Here is a 23,759-nt window from a genome sequence, read left to right as displayed (position 1 = left end):
CCCCCGGCCCCGTCGCACCCCAAGGCCCAGCGGCACCCGGTCGTGAACTCTATGAACGCAAACGTGACCTCCGTCACGCCCAGGCCCGATAGTCAGAGCGGCCCACCACCCGGGGCCGCCAGGACTGCACGGCGAAGGAGCCGCAGATGTCGATCGTTGGAGCCGCACCGGCGGGGGGATCCAGACGCAAGGACCGGACCCACTACCTCTACCTCGCCGTCATCGCCGCCGTGATCGCGGGCATCGTGGTCGGGCTGGCCGCCCCCGGCTTCGCCGTGGAGTTGAAGCCGGTCGGCACCGGCTTCGTCAACCTGATCAAGATGATGATCAGCCCGGTGATCTTCTGCACCATCGTGCTGGGCATCGGCTCGGTGACCAAGGCCGCCAAGGTCGGCAAGGTCGGCGGCCTGGCCCTCGGCTACTTCCTCGTCATGTCGACCGTCGCGCTGGCCATCGGCCTGGCCGTCGGCAACCTGCTGGAGCCCGGCGGCGGCCTGCACCTGACCGCCGCGCTCGCGAAGTCCGGCCATGCCCAGGCCGTCGCCGGCGGTGCCCAGTCGACGACCGACTTCCTGCTCGGGATGATCCCCACCACCACGTTCTCGGCCCTCACCGAGGGCAAGGTGCTGCAGACCCTGCTGGTCGCGCTGCTCGCCGGCTTCGCCCTCCAGGCGATGGGCCCGGCCGGCGCCCCGGTGCTGCGCGGCATCGAGCACGTGCAGCGGCTGGTCTTCCGGGTCATGTCGATGATCATGTGGGTCGCGCCGATCGGCGCCTTCGGGGCGATGGCCGCCGTCGTCGGGGCGACCGGCACGGCCGCGCTGAAGAGCCTCGCGGTCATCATGATCGGCTTCTACGCGACCTGCGTGCTGTTCGTCGTCGTCGTCCTCGGCGCGCTGCTGCGACTGGTCGCCGGGGTCAACGTGTTCGCGCTGCTGCGCTACCTGGGCCGCGAGTTCCTGCTGATCCTCTCCACCTCCTCCTCCGAGAGCGCGCTGCCCCGTCTGATCGCCAAGATGGAGCACCTCGGCGTGAGCCGCCCGGTCGTCGGCATCACCGTGCCGACCGGCTACAGCTTCAACCTCGACGGCACCGCGATCTACCTCACCATGTCGTCGATCTTCATCTCCGAGGCGATGGACAAGCCGATGTCGATCGGCGAGCAGCTCTCGCTGCTGGTGTTCATGGTGATCGCGAGCAAGGGCGCGGCCGGGGTCACCGGCGCCGGGCTGGCCACCCTGGCCGGCGGACTGCAGTCCCACAAGCCCGCGCTGGTGGACGGGGTCGGCCTGATCGTCGGCATCGACCGCTTCATGTCCGAGGCCCGTGCGCTCACCAACTTCGCGGGCAACGCCGTCGCCACCGTCCTGATCGGGCACTGGACCGGCGAACTGGACGCGGACCGCGCCCAGCGGGTGCTGGCCGGCGAGGACCCGTTCGACGAGCGGACCCTGGTCGACGCCCACGGCGGGCCGGTCACGGCCCCCGAGGCCGTCCCGGCGGCTCCGGAAGCCGTCCCCACCCGGAGCGGCACGGCCGCGGCCGCCTGAGCGGCCCCCCATACGCCCCCGGTTCGGCGCCACCACCTCCCCCGGAAACGGCGCCGGACCGGGGGTTCCGCATGTCCGACGGGCCTTCGCCACAGGTCCTCACCGGTTCTCGCGGGGCCTCACAGGTCCCCGTAGGTCCTGACGGATTCGCGCGGGCCCCCAGGCCCCCCAAGGTCCCCCCAGGTCCTCACAGGTCCTCACAGGTCCTCGGAGCCGCTCACCGCCCAGGCCAGGCCACAGGCCGGATCCTCCAGCGCGACGTGCAGATGGCGCAGCCCGGCGGCCGGCTCGTGCCAGATGAAGCAGCGCATCCGGGCCACCAGCGCATCGACCTCCGCCCGGCCCGAACCGTCCGTACCCTTCGCGCCGGCCATCGCGACCAGCGCCCGCCAGAGCGCCAGCCGCCCATGCGCCGAGCCCCGCCCGCGGTCCACGACGGCGGCCTGCACCAGCGCCGGGTAGACCAGCGCGAACGGCAGGTACCCGCCGGTGACCCGGGAACTACGGGCCAGTTGGGCGGCCGCCTGCGGCGCCGGGCCCCGGACGCAGACCACCTCCGCCCAGTCCGCCAGCGCGGCCAGCGCCCGGGTCGCCCGCTGCCCGCCCAGCCGCACGCCCGACGCGGGCAGCGTCACCTCACCCAGGCCCTCCCGGCTGGCCGGCAGGGTCAACAGCGCACTGCGCGCGCCCCCGCAGGGCAGGTACTGGCGCACCCGCGCCCCCTCGTCCCAGCCGGCCGTCTCCCACGGCGCCAGCAGCAGCGGCACCCCCTCCGGGTCGGGTTCGGCCCCGTACGAGAGGTCCTCGCCGAGCAGCACCCGGGTCTGCGCGACCAGTCGGCGCACCGGGGCCGGGACGAGCAGCGGGGCCAGCCGCAGCCAGGAATGCCGGGTCGCCAGCACCTCCCAGAGCGGACCGGCGTCATGGTCGGCGACCCCGGCGACCGTCCCCGGGCCGCCGTCCCGGTCGAACAGCCGGACGGCCAGCTCCGGCGGCGCCGAGTAGGCGATCAGGTGGCCGAGCGGCGCGGTCAGCGCCGCCGCGGGCTCCTCCCCGGCGCGCTCCACGGCTGCCGCCCGACCCTGCCGGTAGGCGGTCAGCAGTTCGGGCCAGCGGCCGTCGTCGGCCAGGGCGCGGAGGCGGTGGTCCTCGTACGTGATCACGATTTTCAGCGTACGGGCCGGGGCGGTGCATCAGCTGACTTAGCGTCAGCTCGGTGCGTCGGGTGCCGCTTCGGGCGCCGCCCCCGGGCCTGCGCCGGACCCCGCAGCGGGCCCGGAAGCCGCGCCCGCATCGGACCCCGCGCCGGGCGCCGCTTCGAGGGCGGGCCCCGGCCGATGGTCCCGCTCGCCCTCCCGTTCATGGTCCCGCTCGCCCTCCCGTTCATGGTCCCGCTCGCCCTCCCGTTCGTGTTCCCGCTCCCGCGCGAGGACCGCGCGCAGCCTCCCGTGGGCGCGGCGACGGGTGACGGCCAGCGTGCTGCGATGCAGGCCCAGCAGTTCGGCGGCCTCGTCGACGGTGTAGCCGTCGAGGTCCACCAGCACCACCACGCGGGCCTGCTTCGCCGTCAGGCAGCCCAGCAGTCGGAGCACCTCCCAGCGCGCCTGCAGCTCGGCCATCCCGCCCGACGGCGACTCGACCGGCGGCCGGTCCCGCTCCCGCTCGGCCGTCTCACACGGATCGGGCAGCACGACCCTCCGGCGCTCCCGGCGCCACTGGTCGCGCAGGATGTTCGCCATCGTGGTGAACACGTAGGCGTAGGGCTGCGGATGGCTCAGGAACCGCTCCGGCCTGCGGGCGATCCGCAGATACGCGTCATGCACCACGTCCCCGGCGGCGAGCCCGCCGGTGAGCGACGCGGCCGCCCGGTGGAGCCTCGGCAGCATTTCCGTGAACACCTGGTTGAAATCGTCCGGTTGACGATCGACAGGCCTCGGACCGAAGTCCTTCCCGCCGCCGCTCCCGCGTCCGCCGACACACCTACCGCCGCATTCCGCCATGCCGCTCTCCCCGGAAATCGGCACTCCGAAAGCCCAGTTGGGCAGGTCACGACCCATCGAAGAGGTTGTGACACAGTTCACATCATAGGCCGTCGTCTCACTGTCCGCAGTCATTCGTGCGCAATACGTCATCGGCCGGACGGGAAACCGGAATTCACCCACCCCGTGGATCCGGACGGCCGGGGACGCACCGCCCGATCCGTACCGTTGAGCGAGGAGAAACCGCCATGCGAGGTCACATCGCCAGGAAGATCGCCACGTTCGGGGCGGCCGCCGCGGCCACCCTCGGCGTGCTCGGGACCACCACCCTGCCCGCCGCCGCCGCGCCCACCGTTGCCACGCCCGCCGTTACCGCGCCTGCCGTTGCCGCCGCCGACCAGACCATCAGCGCCGACGCCATCGGGGCCTCGCCCGAGGTGGCCGCCGCCTCCTACCACTGCGTCATCACCGCCGACTACGGGTGGCGCTGGGAGGGCTACTGCAACGTCTACTCCGGCCAGTTGCGCACCATCACCTACTGTGCCAACGGCACGAGCACCACCGGCCTGTGGATCGGCGCCCGATCCCAGGCCTGGGACGTCTGGGGCAACTGCCCGGGCTCCAGCTGGACCAAGATCGTGTTCCAGAGCCGGGGCTGAGACACCGGCAGAGCCGATCGGGGGCGCCGTCCCGCCGGGGCGGCGCCCCCGCCCCGCGCCCTCACCCCCCGGTGGGCCCCGTGGCACCCCGCGCCGTCACCCGGATCCGCATCGGGCTCGCCGCGCGGAGCGTGATGCCCTGGGCGAGCGCCACCCGCTCGTCCACCGCCTCCATCTCGAAGTCCCGCAGCAGCACGCCCAGGCTCAGCACCGATTCCAGCATCGCGAAGTGCTGCCCGATGCACGCCCGCGGACCGCCGCCGAACGGGTACCAGGCGTAGCGGTGCCGGTCCTTCTCCTGCTCGGGCAGGAAGCGGTCGGGGTCGAAGCGTTCCGGGTCCGGCCAGTGCGCCGGGTGCCGGTGGGTGACCAGCGGCGAGACGACGACCTGGGCCCCCGCCGGGATCACGTACCCGTCGATGACCGTCTCGGCGACCGCCCGCCGCCCGACCAGGGCCGCCGCCGGGTAGAGCCGCATCGCCTCCTTCAACACCCGGGTGATGTACGGCAGCGACTCCAGGTCCGCCGCGGTCGGCTCCCGGCCGGCCAGCACGGTCTCCGCCTCCTGCTGGGCGAGCTTGCGCTGCTCGGGGTGCCTGGCGAGCAGGTGCAGCGCGAAGGCCAGCGAGGTGGCCGTGGTCTCGTGCCCGGCGAGCAGGAACACCAGCACCTGGTCCCGGAGTTCGGCCGGGTCGAGCTGCTCCCCGTCCTCGCCGCGGGCTCGTCCGAGCAGTGTGAGCAGGTCGTCCGCGTCCTCGTCCAGGTCGCCGCGCGCGGCCCGCTCGGCGATGATCCGGTCGCAGACCGCGTACAGGGCGCGCCGGGCCTCGGCGCCGCGCCGGTTCGAGGGGGTGGGCCAGGTGCGCGGGATGCGGACCGCCGCGAAGCCCCGGTCCCAGACGTACTCGCCGAGCACCGGGAAGCTGCGGTCCACCACCGCCACCGCCTCCTCGACGTCCGCGCCGAACAGGATCCGGGCGACGGCTCGCAGCGCGAACCGGGACATCTCCTCCGCCGCGTCCACGACCCCGACCGGGAGCGCGCTCCACCGCTCGGTGAGCGCCCGCGCCTCCCGGGCGACGGCGCCCGCGTAGCCGTCCACCCGGCGGCGGGTGAACAGCGGCTGGACCAGCCGGCGCTGGCGCTGGTAGTCGCCGTCCTGGCTGGTCAGCAGGCCGTTGCCGACACTGCTCCGCAACTCGTCGTAGAACGCGTTCTCCTTGCGGAAGTTGGCGGCCTCGCTCCCCAGCACCTGCTGGACGCCCTCCGGGGAGAACACCCCGTAGAACGCGACCCGCAGCCCGGGCGGCCCGACCCGGAACCGGACCACGTCCCCGTGGTCGCGGTGGGCGGCGAGGTAGGTGCGCAGCGGGCGGCGGGTGAGGTCGAACAGCGACCCGACCAGGGGGCTTCCGGCCGGCCCGGGGATGAGGGCGGTGGCGCTGGTCATCGGCACTCCATTCTCCACAGGCGACCCATCAAGCTAACTGACGAGCCATCAGCACCGGAAGGCGTGAAAGCGCACGGGAGGGCGCGAGAGGGCGCGACGGGGCGGGGATCACTCGTACTCGGTGCCGCCCTTGCGCGTCAGGTAGGCGTCACCGACCACCTTGGCGATCGCCCGTCCGCCGACCGCCAGGCTCCAGCGCTCCGTCACCGGCCGGACCACCACGCCTTCGCGCAGGTGGAGTCCACGCCCGGAGACGGTCTCCTTGCCCTGGGCGAAGGCCAGCACGGTCTCCGGGTCGAACGACCCGCGCCACAGTTCGGGCACCAGCGGCAGTTCGCCGTCGAGCAGTTCGGCGGCGGAGTACCACCTCAGCTGCCCGTCCACCACGGCCGACACGTCGAACACGGCGTAGCCGGGCAGTTCGGCACGGCCGGAGGCCCCGTACGTCAGGTCCTGCACACCGGCGCCGAAGACCTCGCCGAAGACGCCGACCCGCTCGGCGCCCAGCCGCTCGGCCAGTCGGGCCGCCACGGCGGGGAGGTCGTACGCGCGCACGGCCCGCCAGTACAGGTTGCGCTCGTCCTCGACCAGTGAGAGCCCCTGCGCCCCGATGCCCTTGGACGACACCCGGACCTCGCCGGTGGCGGCGGTGTACGTCATCAGGCAGCAGCTGCCGTGCAGCTTCTCGGTCAGCACCACGGGCTCGCCGGGCTCGAAGACGTCGGGGTAGCGCTTGAGGTTCTCGATGTCCACCCAGGGCAGCAGGTCGGGCGCGCTCAGCACGTCGCCGCTCATGGAGGTCGGCACCGGGGGCTGCCACTTGACGACTCCGAGCAGCTCGGCGAAGTCCTCGCCGCGCCCGGCGGCGTCCGCCAGGTCGGTGCCGGCGAGCGCGGCCGGCAGGCAGACGATGCCCTGGGACAGCTCGCCGCGCAGCCGGACGGCCCTCACCCGGTCGGACTTGCTGCCGGCCAGCTTGCCCGTCAGGCCCAGCTCCTCGATCAACTCCACCGGGAGGACCGACTGTTCGGGGATGTAGACGGCGTAGTCACCGGTCCGGTACCTGCCCTTGGCGACCACCGCCCGGTAGAGGCCGACCTGCGCGAGCTCCAGGGCGTCGGCGTTCGGGTGCTCCAGGACGACCAGCTTCTCGGCGGTGACGCGCAACGTGGACATGGACGGACCCCTCCTCCTCTTCTGGGCCGTTCGGCCCGGGTGGTGTGTACGGACGGCTGTACGGACTGCCGTACGAATCGCCCCCACTCTGTCCGCCCGGCCGCCCCCTGCGCGACGTAATTTCCCCGGCACCACGCGCACGCCGCCGCTCACTCCGGTCATCACGCCGCCCTCGGCAGCACTCCCGCCCCGGCGCCGTCCGTGCACGTTTGAGCCTTCGCACAGCCGGGCGGAGACCGCCGCCACACCCCGCCTGTGCGAAGCGACAGAGGACTTATCACTCGCATTTGCGGCACTATGATCACCGTAATGGCCGCACCTGCGGCCTCACTCCGCGCCCCTTCCGGCGCGCGCCCTGGAGGGGAAGCCCCGATGAGCACCCGTACGACCACCCGCAGACTCGCCGTCGCCGCCGCGGCGGCCCTCGTCCTCAGCCTCGGGGCCACCGCCTGCGGCAGCGACGGCGGTGGCGGTGGCAAGTCCGGCAGCTCCTCGGCCGCTTCGACGGCGGGCTCCTCGGCCTCGGCGGCGGCCGGTGGCGGCAGCGTCCCGAAGGCCACCGGCGACATCACCGTCTTCGCCGCCGCCTCGCTCAAGGAGACGTTCACCGACCTCGGCAAGAAGTTCGAGGCCGCGAACCCGGGCGCCAAGGTCAAGTTCAACTTCGGCGGCAGCTCCAGCCTCGCCACCAGCATCAACTCGGGCGCCCCGGCGGACGTGTTCGCCGCCGCCAGTCCGGCCACCATGAAGACCGTGACCGACGCGGGCGGCGCGAGCGGCGACCCGAAGACCTTCGTCAAGAACACGCTCACCATCGCCGTGCCCAAGGGCAACCCCAAGCACGTCGCGGGCCTGAACGACCTCACCGCCTCCGGTGTGAAGGTCGCGCTGTGCGCAAAGGAGGTGCCGTGCGGCGCCGCCGCCCTGACCGCGCTCAAGGCCGCGAACGTCAACCTCACCCCGGTCACCCTGGAGCAGGACGTCAAGGGCGCGCTGACCAAGGTCGAGCTCGGCGAGGTCGACGCCTCGCTCGTGTACAGGACCGACGTGAAGGCGGATGCTGGGAAGATCGACAGCGTGGACTTCCCCGAGGCCGACAAGGCCGTGAACGACTACCCGATCGCCGCCCTGGCCAAGGCCCCGAACAAGGACGGCGCCGCCGCCTTCGTCGCGTACATCCAGTCGCCCGAGGCCAAGCAGGTGCTCACCGCGGCGGGCTTCCAGGCGCCGTGAGCGACCGCACCACCAAGCGCACCACCGGCACCGGGCACATCACCGGCACCGGGCGCACCACCGAGCGTGCCACCGACACCGGGCGGCCCGGCGTGGCAGCAGCGGTGAAAGCCCTGCCACGCCGGCGCCGGCGCACCCACCGCGTCCCGGTCACGCTGCTGCTCCCGGCGCTGCTCGGGCTGGCGTTCCTGATCCTGCCGCTGGTCGGCCTGCTCGTCCGGGCGCCCTGGAGCGGCCTGTCCGAGCAGCTCACCAGCGCCGCCGTCTGGGACGCCCTGCGTCTGTCGCTGATCTGCGCGACGGCGGCCACGGCGGTCTCGCTGGTCCTCGGCGTCCCGCTGGCCTGGCTGCTCGCCCGCACCGAGCTGCCGGGCCGACGGGTGATCCGGGCCCTGGTCACCCTGCCGCTGGTGCTGCCGCCGGTGGTCGGCGGCGTGGCGCTGCTGCTGGTCCTCGGACGGCGCGGCATCGTCGGTTCCTGGCTGGACTCGGCCTTCGGCATCACGCTGCCGTTCACCACGACCGGGGTGGTCATCGCCGAGGCGTTCGTGGCGATGCCGTTCCTGGTGATCAGCGTGGAGGGCGCACTGCGCGCCGCCGACCCCCGCTATGAGGAGGCGGCCGCGACCCTGGGCGCCTCCCGGCTGACGGCGTTCCGCCGGGTGACCCTGCCGCTGATCGCCCCAGGGATCGCCGCCGGGGCGGTCCTCGCCTGGGCCCGGGCGCTCGGCGAGTTCGGCGCCACGATCACCTTCGCGGGCAACTTCCCGGGCCGCACCCAGACCATGCCACTGGCCGTCTACCTCGCCATGGAATCGGACCCCGAGGCGGCGATCGCGCTGTCGCTGGTCCTGCTGGTGGTCTCCGTCGCGGTCCTGGTCGGCCTGCGCGACCGCTGGATGTCGACCCCGTGACGGCCCTGCCGGCCCCGGGCCGGAGCCCGGCCTCCGCTGCCCCGACCCCCTGGACGCCGCCCCGATGAGCACTTCCCCCACCGACCCCACAGCTACACCTGCACCTGCACCTGCACCCGCCCTCGACGCCCGGCTGCGGGTGGAGCGCGCCGCGTTCACCCTCGATCTCGCCCTCACCGCCGCACCCGGCGAGGTGATCGCGCTGCTCGGCCCGAACGGCGCCGGCAAGTCCACCGCCCTGCGCGCCCTCGCCGGGCTGCTCCCGCTCACCGGCGGCCACCTGCGCCTGGACGGGCGCCTGTTGGAGGAGCCCGGGCAGCGCGTGCACACCCCCGCCGAGGATCGTCCCGTCGGCGTGGTGTTCCAGGACTACCTGCTCTTCCCGCACCTCAGCGCGCTCGACAACGTCGCCTTCGGCCCGCGCTGCCAGGGCCGCCCCAAGCGTGCCGCCCGGGCCGAGGCGGCCGGTTGGCTGGAGCGGATGGGCCTGGCCGACCACGCCTCCGTACGGCCCGGCAGTCTCTCCGGCGGCCAGGCCCAGCGGGTGGCGCTGGCCCGGGCGCTGGCCGTCCGCCCCCGGCTGCTGCTGCTGGACGAGCCACTGGCCGCCCTGGACGCCCGCACCCGGCTCGACGTGCGCTCCCAACTGCGTCGCCATCTGGCCGAGTTCGAGGCCGTGGCGGTGCTGGTGACGCACGACCCGCTGGACGCGATGGTGCTCGCCGACCGGCTGGTGGTGATCGAGGGCGGGCACGAGGTGCAGTCCGGCAGCCCGGCCGAGGTCGCCCGGCGGCCGCGCACCGACTACATCGCGCGTCTGGTCGGGCTGAACCTGTACCAGGGCGTGGCCGAGGGCCACCAGGTCACGCTCACGGCCGGCACGGTCCTGGCCACCACCGAGGAGCTGTCCGGCCCGGCCTTCGTCGCCTTCCCGCCGTCCGCCGTGACCCTGCACCGCGAACGACCCCAGTCCAGCGCGCGCAACGTGTGGAAGGCCGAGGTCACCGGTCTGGACCTGCACGGCGACCAGGTGCGCGCCGACCTCGCGGGCGAACTCCCGATGGCGGCCGACCTCACCCCGGCCGCCGTCGCCGAGCTGGGGCTGGCGCCCGGATCCGAGGTCTGGGCCTCCGTCAAGGCCACCCAGACCCACGCGTACCCGGCCTGACCCCGACACCGCGCCGGCCCGCGCCGGCCCGCGCCGGACCACGCCGGGCCGGACCGGGCCGGACCGGGCCGGACCGGGCCGGACCGGGCCGCGCCGCCCGCGTCCCCGCCGAGCCACCGTCGGTACGCCGTGCGCTACTCCGACGGCTCGACGAAGCCCGACTCGTACGCGGCGATCACCGCCTGGGTGCGGTCCCGCGCCCCGAGCTTCGCCAGCACACTGCTGACGTGGGTCTTCACCGTCTGCACGCCGAGGAACAGCAGCTCGGCGATCTCCCCGTTGCTGAGGCCGCGCGCGACCAGCCGCAGCACCTCCGCCTCGCGCTCGGTCAGCGCCGCCCGCTCCATGGTCGCGCGGGCGGCGGGATTGCCGTGGCCGGCCGCGAGGCGGCGGATCGTGGCCGGGAACAGCAGCGACTCGCCCGCCGCCACCAGCCGTACCGCGTGCGCGATCTCGGCCGCCCGGGAGCGCTTCAGCAGGAAGCCGTCGGCGCCCGCGCGCAGCGCCTGGTAGACGTAGTCGTCGTTCTCGAAGGTGGTGACGACCAGGATCTTCGGTGGCTGCTCCCCCGGCGCGCCGGGGCGCAGGAGCTCGCGGGTCGCCGCCAGGCCGTCGAGCACCGGCATCCGGACGTCCATCAGGACGACGTGCGGGCGCAGCGTGCGGGCCAGCGCCACCGCGTCGGCGCCGTCGGCGGCCTCGCCGACCACCCGCAGGTCCCCCTGCGCCTCCAGGACGGCCCGCATCCCGGCCCGGACCAGCTCCTCGTCGTCGGCGAGCAGGATGTCGATCATCCCGGCGGAGCCCCTCGCCGGTCCGTCGCCCACAAGGTCGTTCGTCACGAGCCCAAGCGTAGGGGCAGCCGGACGGCGAGCACCCACTCCCCGCCCCCGTCGCCCGAGACCCCGGCGGTGGCCTCCCCGCCGAGCAGCGTGGCACGCTCCCGGATGCCGCGCAGCCCCTTGCCGCCCTTGCCCGCCGCGCCGCCCGGGAGACCCGCCGAAGCACCGCCCACGGCCGAGCGGTTGGCGCAGCGCAGCTCCAACTGCCCGTCCTGGACGGCGATCCGGACGCTGACCGGCTCGCCGGGCGCGTACTTGAGCGCGTTGGTGACGCCCTCCTGGACGATCCGGTAGGACTCGCGGGAGAGCACCCCGGGCAGCGCGCCCGCCGACACCTCGATCCGCGCCTCGACCGGGCTCCCGGCCGACCGGGCGGTGTCGAACAGTGCGGGCAGCTGGTCGACACCGGGCTGTTCGGTGGCCGTTCCGTTGCCGGCCGCGCCCTCCGGCGTCTCGCGGAGCAGGACGAGGGTGCGTTCGAGGTCCTCCATGGCCCGGCGGCCGGTCTCCTCGATGACTTCGAGTGCCTTGGCGGTGAACACCTGGTCCCCGACCTCCCGCGCGGCACCCGCCTGAAGGACCGTCACCGTCAGTGCGTGGCCGATGGAATCGTGCAGCTCGCGGGCCAACCTGTTGCGCTCCAACAGCCGTTCGGCGCGCAGCTCCGCCTCCGCCAGCCGCTCCGCCGGGGAAGGACCCAGCAACCTTACGGCCATGGCGAGTTGGAGGCGTCCGGCGGACACCACCAGCCAGCCGTAGCCGAGCACCAGCAGCGGGGCGAGCGGGAGGTACCAGAACGAGTCCGGTCCGGTCAGCAGGTCGTAGCCGCTGGTGAGGCCGAAGGCCGTCGCGAACCCGACCACCGAGCCGAGCGCGACCCGCCCGATCAGCCAGCCGGCGGTGCGCCGCCGGTCCGCCCAGGTGCGGGAGGACTCGGCGGCGATGTCCTCCTCGCGGTCGGGCAGCAGCAGCAGCCGCGCCTGCACCCCCTCGGCGCGCCGCGTCGCGGGGACGAGGGCGACCAGGGCGAGCAGGGCGGTGTCCACCGCGGCGCCCGCGACCACGATCTCGCCCAGGCTCTTGTGGTACGTCCCCGGGTAGACCATCAGGACGACGCCCGCGAAGATCCACCCGACCAGCAGGTGCAGCAGGCGCGCGTACGTGGCGCCGGCCAGCAGCGGCGCGAGGATCCTGGGCATTCCACCATCCTGCCAGCTCAGCGGTCGGCCCGGGCTCCCCCGCCGGCCTGCCGCCGTCTCCCTCCCGGGAGGGAGACGGCTCCCGACCCCGGCGGGATCCGCCGGCACGGCCCGCTCCGGTCGAATGTGACCACCGGCCGGACGACCCGGCACCGGAGCACCGAGAGGGGAGCGCGGCCGTGATCGAGATCCAGGGCCTCACCAAGGAGTACGACGGTCGGCGCGTCGTCGACGACCTGTCCTTCGAGGTCCGGCCCGGACTGGTGACGGGCTTCCTCGGCCCGAACGGCGCCGGCAAGAGCACCACCATGCGCCTGATCCTCGGCCTGGACCGCCCGACCGCCGGAAGCGCCCTGGTCGGCGGCCGCCGGTACACCGAACTCGCCCAGCCGCTACGGCAGGTGGGCGCCCTGCTGGACGCCCACGCCCTGCACGGCGGCCGCACCGCCGCCGGCCACCTGCGCTGGCTCGCGGCGAGCAACGGCCTGGCGCCGCGCCGGGTGGGCGAGGTGCTCGCCCAGGTCGGCCTGACGGACGCCGCCGGACGGCGGATCCGCGGCTTCTCCCTCGGCATGCGCCAGCGGCTCGGGGTGGCCGCCGCGCTGCTCGGCGACCCGCCGGTGCTGCTGCTGGACGAACCGGTCAACGGTCTCGACCCGGAGGGCATCCGCTGGATCCGCACCCTGTTGCGCGACCTGGCCGCCGAGGGCAGGTCGGTGCTGGTGTCTTCCCACCTGATGACCGAAATGGCGCTCACCGCCGACCACTTGGTGGTCATCGGCCGTGGCCGGCTGCTCGCGGACGCCGCCACCGCCGAGTTCATCGACCAGCACGGCCGGACCAGGATCCGCGTCCGGGCCGTCAACTCGGCCAAGCTCGCCGCCCTGTTCGGCGGCGACCTGCTCCGGCAGTCGGACGCCGCCGGCAACCTCACCGCGACCAAGGTCGACGACGGCGCCTGGGAGGTGACCGGCGCCGAACCCGAGCAGATCGCCGCGCTCGCCGCCGCACACGGCGTGGTCCTGTACGAGATCGCGGTCCAACAGGACTCGCTGGAGGAGGCGTTCATGCGGATGACCGCCGACAGCGTCGAGTACCGCGCCGAGGCCACCGCATGAGCCCCGGCTCGACCCTCCGCTACCACCTGTGCGCCTTCGACGCCGAACGGATCAAGCTCACCACGCTGCGCTCGCTCTGGATCACCCCGTTGCTCGCCATCGCGCTCACCGCGGGCACCACCACGGCGATCGGCGCGGCCCTCGGCGGCTCGGAGCACAACCTCACCGACGATCCCGGCGTGGGCGTCTTCTACGGGCTCAACTTCGGCCAGGCCGCGCTGGTCTGCTTCGCGGCCCTGCTGATCGGCCAGGAGTTCAACACCCGCATGATCGACGTCTCGCTCACCGCCGTCCCCCGGCGCGGACGGCTGTACGGCGCCAAGCTGGCGCTCGGCGCGCTGGTCGGCCTCGGCGTCGGCGCGGCGGGCACCGCGGGCGCCTTCGCCGGGTACGCGGCCACCGTCCCCGGCCGCTGGGACGGCCCCGCCTTCGCCCGCAGCGCCACCGCCGGCGTGCTCTACCCGGTGCTGCTGGTGGTGTTCTGCCTCGGCGCGACCGCGCTGCTCGGCAACCTCACCGCCGCCATGGCACTGCTGGTACCGGTCGTCTTCCTGCTCTCGCCGCTGCTCGGCGGCGTGGCCGGGGTGCGGCAGGTGGCCCAGTTCCTGCCCGACCGGGCCGGCCAGTACGCACTGCACTACGCCGACGACCCGCAGGTCTCGTACGGGCACTGGACCGGACTGCTGATCATGGCCCTGTGGGCCGGCGCCGCGGCCTACGGCGGCCTGCTCGCCCTGCGGCGCGCCAAGTGACCACGAACGAAGGGAAGACGACCATGAGCGCGGCCCACGCCCTGCGCGCCGAACGGATCAAGTTCACCACCCTGCCCTCCCAGTGGGCGGCCCCGCTGGTCGCCCTGGTCCTGACCGTCGGGGTCACCGCGGCCGTCAGCGCCGCCTCCGACCCCAAGACCGTGGCCCCCGGCACGGACCCGGCCAGCGGGATCTACTACGGGCTGCTCTTCGGGCACGTGGCCGTGGCCTGCCTCGGGATCCTGCTGATCGGGCAGGAGTTCAACACCCGCATGATCAGCACCTCGTTCGTCGCCGTCCCCCGGCGCGGACGGCTGTACGGCGCCAAGCTCACGCTCGGCGCCGGACTGGGCCTGCTGCTCGGACTGGCGTCGACGGCGGGCTCGTTCCTGGCCGTCGACGCCACCGTCGGACTGGACTGGTCAACGCCCGGCCTGGCCCGCAGCTTCGTGGCCGGCGTGCTCTACCACCCGCTGCTGGTACTGCTCTGCCTCGGACTGACCACGATGCTGGGCAACTTCAGCGCCGCGCTCGGCCTGCTCGGCCCGATGGTGTTCCTCGGCACCACCTGGCTGGCGGCCATCCCCGGCGTCCGCGAGGTCGGCCAGTTCCTGCCCGACCGGGCCGGCCTGTACGCGATGCACACCCGGACCGAGGACGGCATCCACTACGGCCACTGGACCGGACTGCTGATCATGGCCCTCTGGACGGCCACGGCCGCCTACGGCGGACTGCGGGCGATCCGGCGGCACCAGGCCTCCGGGGAGTAGCGCCCGGCGGCGGCTGGCGGTCGGCGGGCCGGCAGCCGATGACAACAAACAGATGACAGGTAACAGCGAACAGATAACAGATTTCGAAATCTGTTATCTATTTTCTGTTACCTGTTCGCTGTCATCTGTCACTCGTCACCCGAGCCAGCCGGGCCGGACCAGGCCGGATTCGTAGGCGAGGACGACCAGTTGGGCGCGGTCGCGGGCCCCGAGCTTGACCATCGCACGGCTGACATGCGTCTTGGCGGTCAGCGGGCTGACCACCAGGCGGCGGGCGATGTCCTCGTTGGAGAGCCCGAGCCCGACCAGGGCGAGCACCTCGCGCTCGCGTTCGGTGAGCATCTCGAGGCCGACCGCCCGCGGCTCCTTCGAGCGGGCGGCGAACTCTCCGATGAGGCGCCGGGTGACGCCCGGCGAGAGCAGCGCGTCGCCTGCGGCAGCGACCCGGACCGCCCGGAGCAGTTCGGCCGGCTCGGCGTCCTTGACGAGGAACCCCGCCGCGCCGGACCGCAGCGCCTCGAACACGTACTCGTCGAGCTCGAAGGTGGTCAGTACGACCACCCGCACCCCGTCGAGCTCCGGGTCGGCCCCGATCCGCCGGGTGGCCTCCAGGCCGTCGAGGCGGGGCATCCGGATGTCCATCAGCACCACGTCGGGACGCAGCTCGACGGCGAGGCGCAGGGCCTGCTCGCCGTCGTCGGCCTCGCCGACCACCTCGATGTCGAGCTGGGCGTCGAGCAACGCCCGGAACCCGGCCCGGACCAGCATCTGGTCATCCACCAGCAGCACCCTGATCATCGGTCACCTCTCGTCAAGCGGGCCCGGACCCGGAAGCCCTCGTCGTGCGGACCCGCCTCCAGGGCGCCCCCGAAGGCGGCGACCCGCTCCCGCATCCCGATCAGTCCGGCTCCCGAGCCGCCCGCGTCGCCGCCGCCCGCCGGGCCCGGGTCGTCGATCTGCACGGTGAGGCCGTCGGCCGTCCGGGAGAGCAGCACGGTGGCCGTCCGGGCGGCGGAGTGGCGGATCACATTGGTCAGGGCTTCCTGGACGATCCGGAAGGCGGCCCGCTGGACGGCCGCCGGGACCTCCCCGGGGACGCCCTCGGAACGGACGCTGACGGTCAGGCCCGCCCGGCCGGCCTGGTCGACCAGTTCGTCCAGCCGGTCCAGGCCGGGGGCGGGAGTGCGCGGCGCGGCGGCCCCCGGTCCGCGCAGCGTGCCGAGGACCTGCCGGACCTCGCCCAGGGCCTCCTTGCTGGCGGCCTTGATCGTCGTCAGGGCGCTTCTGGCCTGTTCCGGGCGGGTGTCGATGAGTTCGAGCGCCACCCCGGCCTGGACGTGGATCAACGAGATGCTGTGCGCCAGGATGTCGTGCAGCTCGCGGGCCATCCGCAGCCGCTCCTCGTCGACACGGCGCCGCTGTGCCTCCTCCGCGGCGGCTCTGGCGGCGGCGGACCGCTCGCGGCGGACCCTAGCCAGTTCCGCACCGGTCGCGACGAGCAGCAGCACCGCCGTGACGCCCAACTCCTGCCAGGCGTTGGCCTGCCAGCTCCTGGCCCGCAGCCAGTCGCGCGGAATCGCGTAGCTCATCAGCAGCTGACCGACGTAGAAGGCGCCGCCGCAGGCCCAGGCCGTCCGCCGTCGCCCGCACTGGACCGCGGCGAAGAACGCCACACCAAGGCTGACGAAGACCGGGCCGTACGGGTACCCGGCGAACAGGTAGCCGATGGTGACCGCCGTGGTGGCGACCATGACCGCCGCCGGGTGGCGGCGGCGCAGCAGCAGCGCGGCGGGGCCGAGCAGGAGCAGCGCGTAGCCGAGGGCGTCGAGTTGGACGCGGTCGGGCTGCCGGTGTCCTGCGCCGACCGTGCCCACCATCTGGAAGCAGGCGACGGCCAGCGACGAGAGCACGGGCGGGCCCGCCCGGCCGGAGCGGTTCCACGCCGGCTTCCACGACGGGCTTAACTCGTTCATGCCGGAAGGCTAGTGCGGCGCGCCACAGCCGGGCATCAGCTCGCGGGTGCGGGTGCGGCTACTCCCGCCGTAGTACGCGACCGGCCCGTGGAGGGGGTGCCGCCGTCCCGACGCCACAGCGTCAGGCTCACCGCGACGAACCAGAGGAAGCCGACGTAACGTCCGACCGGGATCAGCAGCGTGGCCGGCTCGGCGACCAGCGAGAGCAGGGACGACACGCTCGCGACGGACAGGGCCAGTCCGGACCAGGCCACCCAGGCGGGCAGCGCCCGGCTCACCAGCGCGGTGCGCGACACCTGCCACAGGACCACGCCGAGCGTACCGATCGCGGGTGCGGCGCCGGTGATGAAGGCGAGGTCCATGAGGGCGCGGGACACCGACAGGTCCGCGGCGGTGCCCAGCAGCGACAGGACCCACCCCGCGCTCGCGGACAGCACCAGCAGGACCCCGGACGCAGTGCCAGCCGCCCGGACCACACCCGCCCGCACCGGGGTGCCGTGGCGGCCCACGAACTCCGAGAGCCAGGGGACGAACGCCAGCAGCGCCAGCGCCGAGAGCAGTTGGAACAGGGCGCCCACCTGGAGCGAACGGTGCAGCGCCGCCGGATCGGCGAGCAGGTACTTCCGCACCACGTCGTCGCTGGAGTACGGGGTGGCGAACGGCCCGGAGGGCGCGGTGATGCCGCTGATGACGAGGCTGACCACGAAGAGGAGCACGTACAGGATGCCGCTGAGCGCTCCCGTGGACGACCGGCGGGGCGAGGTGAAGGACGACAAGGTCGACAGCCTCCAGACAAGGGACGGCGCCGGTTGGAAGGCCCACGTCCGGCGCGGTCCAGTTCACCGCGCCGGCCGCGCCGGGGCGTCCTCCGGAGGAAGGCCTCCGCCGTACGCCCGCGGAGGTACCGGGTCACCGGCCGCCCTCAACACAGGCCTGGCGCTTCAGCCGTGGGTCGCACCAACGGCTGAAGCACCAGAAGCGCGCTGTCCTCGGTCTGTGTCAGCAGCCGCCCTGCGCCTGGCGCTTCGGCCGCCTCCCGGCGTCGTACCACCGGGCCGCGACGCTACGACAGCGGGAGTATCCCGACGGCCGCCGCTCGGGCGACGACGGCGTGCGGGCGCGGCGGCGACGATTCCTGGGGTCGGCACGGGCGGCACCACGGCGCCCGCCGGCCGACCCACCGTCAACCGAGCATCCACGGAGCCAAACCGATGATCACACCACTGCCCACCTATCCCGATCTCGCGGGTAAGGCCGCCCTCGTCACCGGAGGTTCCCGGGGCATCGGGGCCGAGACGGCAAAGGCCCTGGCCGCCAACGGTGTCAAGGCAGCCGTCGTCGGCCGCGACCGCAGTGCCGTCGACCGGACGGTCGGCGAGATCCGCGCGGCAGGCGGAACGGCGGTCGCACTGACGGCCGACTGCACCGATCCCGCCGACCTCGTACGGCTGCGTGCACAGGCCCAGCAGTCCGTCGGTCCGATCGAAGTGCTCTGCGCGTTCGTCGGCGGAGGCGGCGACCCGGTGCCGATCGAGCAGATGAGCCTGGAGCACTGGCGCTCGGTGGTCGACCTCAACCTGACCGCCACCTTCCTGGCCGTGCAGACCTTCCTGCCCGACATGATCGAGCGCGGCGGCGGTTCGATCATCACCATGGCGTCCACCGCCGGGCGGCTTCCCGGCGGTGCCGCCGCCTCCTACGCGGCGGCCAAGGCAGGCGTGCTGATGTTCACCCGCCAGATCGCACAGGAGGTGGGCCGGTACGGCGTGCGGGTCAACTGCCTGGCTCCTTCCCTCATCATGACGGAGAGCCAGAAGGAGCGCATACCCGCCGAAACGCTCCCGCTGATCCTCAGGCAGTTCCCACTGGGCCGCGCAGGAGTGCCCGCCGATGTCGCTCACGCCGCGCTCTTCCTCGCGTCCGAGTCGTCGTCCTGGCTGACCGGTCTGACGATCGACGTGGCCGGCGGGCGCATCATGCTCTGACGCCGGTGGCCGGCCGCAACCACCGGCCGGCGAACGGCGCTCACCACGGGGGCCTGACGCAGGCCCCCTCCCCTGGCCATCTCCCGAAGGACCCCGTATGACCACCCCCGCCGCGCCCTCCGTGGCAACGCCCCGTCCGGGCACCCGGCAGCCCACGAACTTCCGCCTCTCACCGACTGCCCGCAAGAGCGCGGTGGTCGTGCACATCATCAGCTCGGTCAGCTGGCTGGGCCTGATGCTCTGCCTGCTCGCACTCGGCGCGACAGGGCTGCTGACGGACAGCGCGGAGACCCTGCGCAGCGCCTACCGGATGATGCCGCTCCTCGGCGACGCGCTGGTCCTCCCGCTGAGCCTGCTCTCCCTGCTGACCGGACTGCTCCTCTCACTCGGCACCCCCTGGCGCCTGTTCAGGTACCGCTGGGTCGCCGTCAAGTTCTGGCTCACCCTGGCCGCCACCGCCGCCTCGATCTTCGGACTCACCGCCCGGCTGCACGAAGCGGCCCGCCTGGTGGACCAGCACCCCACCGGCACCATCGCGGACATGCACCTCGGGTTCACCCGCTACAACCTGGTGATCATCCCGACCGTCGCGCTGTCGGTGTACGTCGCCAACGTCGTGCTCTCCGTCGCCAAACCGTCGGGACGCCGCCATGCCCGGTCACGGCCCAGCGGCGGGTGAGCCGAGGCCGGGCAGAGCCCGCTGTCAGACCTCGGCAGTCCCCCGCAGTGCCGGGTGGTCCGCGATCACCGTGCAGCTGCCCGGCGCGATCTCGGTGAAGCCCGCGTCGCGGACCAGCGGCAGACCGCTGGCGACCAGCGCCTCCCACGCCTCCGCCGGGGCCGTCCGCACCGCGAGCGCGAATCCGGCCTCGGCCCACTCCTTGCGCTGCGCCTCGTCCAGCCGCCACCAGGCCAGCTGGGCGGCGTGGCCGGTCTGCGCCATCGTCTTGCCCGCGCTCATCTCCAGCTCCGGGTTGAGCCACAGCACCGGCAACCCGGGCTCAGGAGCGCCGACCTCGGCGGTCTCCTCCAAGTCCGTCCCGGAGACCTGGAGCTTGGCGAGGTCCTTCGGCCAACCGTCCAACGGCACCGGCGGAAACACCCGCACCTCGGCCTCCCGTCCACTCACCGTGATCCCCGGCAGCTCGCCCGCCCGGCGCCACTCCCCGCCCCGGGCCCGCCGGACCACCTTGCGGATCCGGGCGTCCTCCCAGGCCTCGACCCGCTCCGCCCACTCGCCGTCCGCGTCGGTCACCCGCGAGTCGGACAGCAGGGTGAGCACCGCCCGGGCCGAGGTCTCCAGCGCGTCGGTCCGCCCGGGCGGCGTGGCCTTCTCCAGCCGGACGAGCAGCGGCAGCACGTACTGCGGCCGCGCGTCACGGTCCGCCGGGGCCGGGGCGCCGTCGGCAGCGGAAACGGGCGCCGGGACGGAACCAGGAACAGAGCCAGGAGCGGAATCGGAAGCGGCATCGGGAGCAGGGGTGTCGAACGGAGAAGTCACCCGTCCAGCATGCCAGCCCCGCCACCCCGGTGATCACGCGGTGCCGGGAGCCCGCACACCGTCGCCCCTGCACACCGCCGCCACCCGCACGCCGCCGTCCCCGCACGCCACCGCTCAGCGCAGCCGCTGCCGCAGTTCGTCGACGGCCGACCGGATGCCCGCGCTGTAGGCGTCCTCGGGGAGCGCGTCCAGGCTGCGCACGGCGCGTTCCAGTTGCTCGCGCGCGAGGTCGGGCTCGCCGAGCTTGAGGTGGTCCGAGGCCAGGTTGAGGTGCAGCGAGGGGTAGAACGCGCGCACCTGGAGGGCGGACTCGTACGTCTGGGCGCGCTCGGCGGTCAGCGAGTCGGCGGCGGCCAGCGCCCGCCGGTCCCACTCCAGCTCGTCCTGCGGATCGTCCTGCAGGTCGGCCAGGTAGTGGGCGAGGACGCAGCGGTGGAAGACGTCGCCCCGCTCGCCGAGCGCCGCCCAGAGCTCCTCGAAGCTGGCCCGCGCCTCGGCCGTCCGCCCGCGCTGGGCGGCCTGGACGCCGTCCAGCCCGAGCGCGATCCGGGTGAGCACCTGGTCGTCCCGGCCTGCCGGAGGCCCACCCACCCCAGCCGGACTGTCTGCCCCAGCCGGACCACCTGCCCGGGCCGGACCGTCCGCCCTGTCCGGCCCCCGGGATACCGCACGCACATCAGACGTATCGGACATGCCCGCAGCCTAGTCGCCCACCCGTCACAGCGCCCGAAAAGCCCTTCGAACCATCCCGACCAGGGCCGACCCATCCCGACCCATCCCGACCAGGGCCGAACCGGCCCGACGGCCGGTCAGCGCCGGTAGCCGCGCTGCGGGTCCCGCGCCTCCGCGTCCTCGTACGTCAGGAACCAGCCCTCCGGGTGCGTGGCCGCCAGCAGCACCTCGGTGCGCTGCTCGGCGCCCAGCTCCGGGTCGCCGTCGTCCGGTCCGTAGACGCCGAACAGTTCGTCGTGACAGCCGTCCCAGTCGTAGTCGTACAGGTCGGCCGGCAGGTCGCCCATCATGTCGGCCACCGACTCGGGCTGCGCGCCGAGCAGGGCCCGGGCGTCCACCAGGGCCATCCGCAGCCCGATGTCCTCGGCCAGACATCGCGGCAGCGGCCATTCGCCGAGCGCGAGGTCGTCGGCCAGGTCGTCGAAGGCCCGGGCCATGGCGCGGCGCCAGTTCCGGTGCAGCCGCCAGGTGCGCTGGGGCAGGCGGGCGTAGACCGCCCAGTCGGCGTCCTCGCCGTCGACGACCGGCTCGTCACCGTGCTCGTCGAAGTCGTCGTAGGCGGCGTCGGCCAGGCCGATCAGCTGGGCGTGCAGGAGGCAGGCGGTGCGCGGGGTGAGGGTCCAGTCCGCGCCTGCGCCGCCGTCCTCGTCCTCGTCGCCCTCCAGCGGGAACAGCTCGGCGAAGTCCGGCGCGAAGTCCTCGGTGACGCTGATCTCCAACGTGCCGCCGATCGCCTCGACCCCGGGGATCGCGGCCACCAGCCGGTCCGGGTGCAGCAGTGCGCCGAGCGCCGCGTTGGCGTCCTCGGAGACCTCGCGCAGCAGTTCGCGGCGCTGGCCGGCCGGGTCGACGCCTTCGAACACCAGCTCCTCGACGGCCCTGATCGCGGCGGCGCGCAGCGCCGGCCAGTCGGTGATCCGCAGGCCCAGCACCACCGTCGCCTCGATCTCCTGCGCGCCGGAGTCCTCCGCCGCGCCCGGCCCCTGTGGATGATCGCTTCGCTCGCCCATGGGGCTACGGTACGGCCTTTCGGCCGCTCGATCACCGGTCTGAACCAGCTTCTGGACCCCTTCTCGGCCATCGCCCGGCCCCGCCTCGATCACTCGGACGTACGACACGGCAGGATGGACCCATGGCTGACATCAACGAGTACGGCGGCGGGCAGGGCCCGAACGCCGACGTCCTGGTCGTGACCACCAACGACATCCCCGGCTTCCGGGTCGATCATGTGATCGGCGAGGTCTTCGGGCTGACCGTGCGCAGCCGCCACCTCGGCAGCCAGATCGGCGCCGGACTGAAGTCGCTGATCGGCGGCGAGCTGCGGGGCCTGACGAAGACCCTGGTCGAGAGCCGCAACGAGGCGATGCAGCGGCTGATCGAGCAGACCAAGGCGCGCGGCGGGAACGCGGTGCTGATGATGCGCTTCGACGTGACGGAGGCGGCGGACGTCGGCACCGAGGTCTGCGCCTACGGCACGGCCGCGGTGATCTCCCCGGCCAGCTGACGCGTCGCCCGCGCGGGGCGCCACGCGGCGGGACCGCAAGCACCCGCAGACGCGGGAACACCCGCCGCACCCCCGATGTTTCACCGGCGTGACTGTTTACGGTGCAACCAATGACGGGCAGCGGCAAGCGGACGTCCCGGGAGTGGACGTCCGCTTGGTGGACGTCCTGGTGGTGGGCGCCGGACAGGCCGGACTGTCCGCCGCCTACCACCTCAGCCGCCGCGGCTTCGCCCCCTACCGGGCGGACGCCGACGGCGGCTTCGTCGTGCTCGACGCCAACCCCGCGCCGGGCGGCGCCTGGGCGCACCGCTCACCGTCCCTGCGGATGGCCACCGTGCACGGTTTCCACGACCTCCCGGACGCCGCACTCCCCGAGCCCGACCCCGAGGCCCCGGCGCGCGAGGTCGTGCCGGGGTACTTCGCGGCGTACGAGGCCCGGCACGCGCTCCCGGTCGTACGCCCCGTCGCCGTTCGCGCGGTGCGCGCCGAGTCGGGCCGCCCGGACTCCCGGCTGCTGGTCGAGACCGACCACGGCACCTGGCCCACCCGGGCGCTGATCAACGCCACCGGCACCTGGACCCGCCCGTTCCTGCCCCACTACCCGGGCCACTTCGCCGGTCGCCAACTGCACTACGCCGACTACCGCGGCCCCGGGGAGTTCGCCGGCCGGCGCGTCCTGGTGGTGGGCGGGGGCGCTTCGGCGATCCAGGTGCTGTCCGAGGTGGCGGCGGTCGGCGAGACGGTCTGGGTCACCCGGACCCCGCCCGTCTACCACGAGGGGCCGTTCACCCCCGAGTACGGGCGCGCGGTGGTCGCCAAGGTCGAGGAACGGGTCCGGCAGGGCCTGCCGGTGCGCAGTGTGGTGAGCGTCACCGGGCTCGGCCCGTCCGTCGCCTACCGGCGTGCCGAGGAGCTGGGCGCGCTGCACCGCCGCCCGATGTTCGACCGGCTCACCGAGCACGGCGTCGCCTGGGGGGAGGAGGAGCTGGCGGTGGACGCGATCGTGTGGGCCACCGGCTTCCGCCCGGAGGTCGGCCACCTGGCCCCGCTCGGGCTGCGCTCCCCCGGCGGCGGCATCGCGCTCACCGGCACCCGTGCCACCGCCGACCCGCGCGTCCACCTGGTCGGCTACGGCCCGTCCGCCAGCACCATCGGCGCCAACCGGGCCGGTCGCGCCGCCGTCGGCGACCTCGTCCAGCTGCTCGGCGACCCGGCCGGGCTGCCCGCCCCAGCCGTGGTCTGAAGCAGCCAGGA

General features: G+C 73.7%; 24 protein-coding genes. 12 read left to right on the top strand and 12 right to left on the bottom strand.

All coding sequences use genetic code 11. From position 1 onward, the window contains the following. Positions 1 to 146: 146 nt before the first annotated feature. Positions 147 to 1,550 carry a cation:dicarboxylate symporter family transporter gene (locus tag ACFVTF_RS16225; RefSeq protein ID WP_371520515.1) on the top strand — a complete coding sequence of 468 codons (1,404 nt, stop codon included), beginning with the start codon at positions 147 to 149 and terminating at the stop codon, positions 1,548 to 1,550. 197 nt (positions 1,551 to 1,747) lie between these two features. Here the strand turns inward: ACFVTF_RS16225 and ACFVTF_RS16220 are convergent, their stop codons facing one another. Further along, positions 1,748 to 2,713 (bottom strand): hypothetical protein, encoded by a 966-nt coding sequence (locus tag ACFVTF_RS16220; RefSeq protein WP_371520512.1) that lies wholly within the window; start codon positions 2,711 to 2,713, stop codon positions 1,748 to 1,750. A 45-nt stretch (positions 2,714 to 2,758) separates the two neighbouring features. Next, positions 2,759 to 3,607 carry an RNA polymerase sigma factor gene (locus tag ACFVTF_RS16215; protein ID WP_387814058.1) on the bottom strand — a complete coding sequence of 283 codons (849 nt, stop codon included), beginning with the start codon at positions 3,605 to 3,607 and terminating at the stop codon, positions 2,759 to 2,761. Positions 3,608 to 3,777: 170 nt separating this feature from the next. On the opposite strand from ACFVTF_RS16215, the gene ACFVTF_RS16210 reads away from it, so the two are divergent. Continuing rightward, a complete protein-coding gene (locus tag ACFVTF_RS16210; protein ID WP_387814056.1) occupies positions 3,778 to 4,188 on the top strand; it encodes a hypothetical protein in 411 nt (136 codons plus the stop codon). A gap of 61 nt (positions 4,189 to 4,249) precedes the next feature. Here ACFVTF_RS16210 and ACFVTF_RS16205 read toward each other — a convergent pair whose 3' ends face one another. Both ACFVTF_RS16205 and ACFVTF_RS16200 read right to left on the bottom strand, forming a co-directional pair. Beyond that, positions 4,250 to 5,638, bottom strand: a complete 1,389-nt coding sequence (locus ACFVTF_RS16205) for a cytochrome P450 (protein WP_387814054.1) — start codon at positions 5,636 to 5,638, stop codon at positions 4,250 to 4,252. A gap of 108 nt (positions 5,639 to 5,746) precedes the next feature. Continuing rightward, positions 5,747 to 6,814 (bottom strand): RNA ligase (ATP), encoded by a 1,068-nt coding sequence (locus ACFVTF_RS16200; RefSeq protein ID WP_387814052.1) that lies wholly within the window; start codon positions 6,812 to 6,814, stop codon positions 5,747 to 5,749. Positions 6,815 to 7,186: 372 nt separating this feature from the next. Between ACFVTF_RS16200 and modA the strand changes: the two genes are divergently transcribed. The 3 genes from modA to ACFVTF_RS16185 all read left to right on the top strand — a co-directional run bounded on the left by modA (position 7,187) and on the right by ACFVTF_RS16185 (position 10,129). Further along, positions 7,187 to 8,047, top strand: coding sequence for a molybdate ABC transporter substrate-binding protein (gene modA / locus ACFVTF_RS16195; protein ID WP_387814050.1), 861 nt, complete (start codon positions 7,187 to 7,189; stop codon positions 8,045 to 8,047). 92 nt (positions 8,048 to 8,139) lie between these two features. After that, positions 8,140 to 8,961: an ABC transporter permease gene (locus ACFVTF_RS16190; protein WP_387814126.1), complete on the top strand. Its 822-nt coding sequence runs from the start codon at positions 8,140 to 8,142 to the stop codon at positions 8,959 to 8,961. Positions 8,962 to 9,025: 64 nt separating this feature from the next. Continuing rightward, entirely contained in the window at positions 9,026 to 10,129 is a 1,104-nt protein-coding gene (locus tag ACFVTF_RS16185) for an ABC transporter ATP-binding protein (protein ID WP_387814048.1), read from the top strand. Between the two features lie 134 nt (positions 10,130 to 10,263). On the opposite strand, the gene ACFVTF_RS16180 is transcribed toward ACFVTF_RS16185, so the two are convergent. Beyond that, on the bottom strand, positions 10,264 to 10,923 hold the full coding sequence (locus tag ACFVTF_RS16180; RefSeq protein ID WP_387814124.1) for a response regulator: 660 nt from the start codon (positions 10,921 to 10,923) through the stop codon (positions 10,264 to 10,266). Between the two features lie 44 nt (positions 10,924 to 10,967). Then, a complete protein-coding gene (locus tag ACFVTF_RS16175) occupies positions 10,968 to 12,170 on the bottom strand; it encodes a sensor histidine kinase (protein ID WP_387814046.1) in 1,203 nt (400 codons plus the stop codon). A gap of 179 nt (positions 12,171 to 12,349) precedes the next feature. Here ACFVTF_RS16175 and ACFVTF_RS16170 point away from each other — a divergent pair, with 179 nt between their 5' ends. Genes ACFVTF_RS16170 through ACFVTF_RS16160 form a run of 3 tightly spaced genes read left to right on the top strand, consistent with a single transcriptional unit; the run spans position 12,350 to position 14,810 of the window. Further along, entirely contained in the window at positions 12,350 to 13,288 is a 939-nt protein-coding gene (locus ACFVTF_RS16170; RefSeq protein ID WP_387814044.1) for an ABC transporter ATP-binding protein, read from the top strand. Then, on the top strand, positions 13,285 to 14,040 hold the full coding sequence (locus ACFVTF_RS16165; protein ID WP_387814042.1) for a hypothetical protein: 756 nt from the start codon (positions 13,285 to 13,287) through the stop codon (positions 14,038 to 14,040). Before ACFVTF_RS16170 ends, ACFVTF_RS16165 begins: the two co-directional genes overlap by 4 nt. A 23-nt stretch (positions 14,041 to 14,063) precedes the next feature. After that, complete coding sequence (locus tag ACFVTF_RS16160; RefSeq protein ID WP_387814040.1) at positions 14,064 to 14,810, top strand: hypothetical protein; 747 nt, start codon at positions 14,064 to 14,066, stop codon at positions 14,808 to 14,810. Between the two features lie 135 nt (positions 14,811 to 14,945). Here the strand turns inward: ACFVTF_RS16160 and ACFVTF_RS16155 are convergent, their stop codons facing one another. From ACFVTF_RS16155 to ACFVTF_RS16145, 3 genes are read right to left on the bottom strand one after another with little or no spacing between them, the layout of a single operon-like run. Continuing rightward, entirely contained in the window at positions 14,946 to 15,608 is a 663-nt protein-coding gene (locus ACFVTF_RS16155; RefSeq protein WP_387814038.1) for a response regulator, read from the bottom strand. Next, positions 15,605 to 16,783 (bottom strand): sensor histidine kinase, encoded by a 1,179-nt coding sequence (locus ACFVTF_RS16150; protein ID WP_387814036.1) that lies wholly within the window; start codon positions 16,781 to 16,783, stop codon positions 15,605 to 15,607. The genes ACFVTF_RS16155 and ACFVTF_RS16150 overlap by 4 nt, the downstream gene beginning before the upstream one ends. 35 nt (positions 16,784 to 16,818) lie before the next feature. Then, entirely contained in the window at positions 16,819 to 17,559 is a 741-nt protein-coding gene (locus ACFVTF_RS16145) for a hypothetical protein (protein WP_387814034.1), read from the bottom strand. A gap of 435 nt (positions 17,560 to 17,994) precedes the next feature. Here ACFVTF_RS16145 and ACFVTF_RS16140 point away from each other — a divergent pair, with 435 nt between their 5' ends. Next, positions 17,995 to 18,768, top strand: a complete 774-nt coding sequence (locus ACFVTF_RS16140; protein WP_387814032.1) for an SDR family NAD(P)-dependent oxidoreductase — start codon at positions 17,995 to 17,997, stop codon at positions 18,766 to 18,768. 97 nt (positions 18,769 to 18,865) lie between these two features. Continuing rightward, the gene (locus tag ACFVTF_RS16135; RefSeq protein ID WP_387814030.1) at positions 18,866 to 19,447 is read left to right on the top strand and encodes a DUF2269 domain-containing protein; all 582 of its coding nucleotides are present in this window, start codon (positions 18,866 to 18,868) and stop codon (positions 19,445 to 19,447) included. Positions 19,448 to 19,471: 24 nt separating this feature from the next. On the opposite strand, the gene ACFVTF_RS16130 is transcribed toward ACFVTF_RS16135, so the two are convergent. The 3 genes from ACFVTF_RS16130 to ACFVTF_RS16120 all read right to left on the bottom strand — a co-directional run bounded on the left by ACFVTF_RS16130 (position 19,472) and on the right by ACFVTF_RS16120 (position 22,011). Then, positions 19,472 to 20,269 (bottom strand): aminoacyl-tRNA hydrolase, encoded by a 798-nt coding sequence (locus ACFVTF_RS16130; RefSeq protein ID WP_387814028.1) that lies wholly within the window; start codon positions 20,267 to 20,269, stop codon positions 19,472 to 19,474. A gap of 114 nt (positions 20,270 to 20,383) precedes the next feature. Next, the gene (locus ACFVTF_RS16125) at positions 20,384 to 20,827 is read right to left on the bottom strand and encodes a hypothetical protein (RefSeq protein WP_371520426.1); all 444 of its coding nucleotides are present in this window, start codon (positions 20,825 to 20,827) and stop codon (positions 20,384 to 20,386) included. A gap of 251 nt (positions 20,828 to 21,078) precedes the next feature. Beyond that, the gene (locus ACFVTF_RS16120) at positions 21,079 to 22,011 is read right to left on the bottom strand and encodes a hypothetical protein (RefSeq protein ID WP_387814026.1); all 933 of its coding nucleotides are present in this window, start codon (positions 22,009 to 22,011) and stop codon (positions 21,079 to 21,081) included. Between the two features lie 122 nt (positions 22,012 to 22,133). Here ACFVTF_RS16120 and ACFVTF_RS16115 point away from each other — a divergent pair, with 122 nt between their 5' ends. Together ACFVTF_RS16115 and ACFVTF_RS16110 are read left to right on the top strand one after the other, a co-directional pair. Then, positions 22,134 to 22,505, top strand: a complete 372-nt coding sequence (locus ACFVTF_RS16115; RefSeq protein WP_371520421.1) for a YbjQ family protein — start codon at positions 22,134 to 22,136, stop codon at positions 22,503 to 22,505. 142 nt (positions 22,506 to 22,647) lie between these two features. Beyond that, positions 22,648 to 23,748: an NAD(P)-binding domain-containing protein gene (locus ACFVTF_RS16110; protein ID WP_387814024.1), complete on the top strand. Its 1,101-nt coding sequence runs from the start codon at positions 22,648 to 22,650 to the stop codon at positions 23,746 to 23,748. The last annotated feature ends 11 nt before the right edge of the window (positions 23,749 to 23,759 follow it).

This window comes from Kitasatospora sp. NPDC057940, from assembly GCF_042887425.1.
Lineage (GTDB): Bacteria > Actinomycetota > Actinomycetes > Streptomycetales > Streptomycetaceae > Kitasatospora.
Note: the sequence above shows the minus strand (reverse complement) of the source record. Positions and strands in the feature narration are given on the sequence as shown.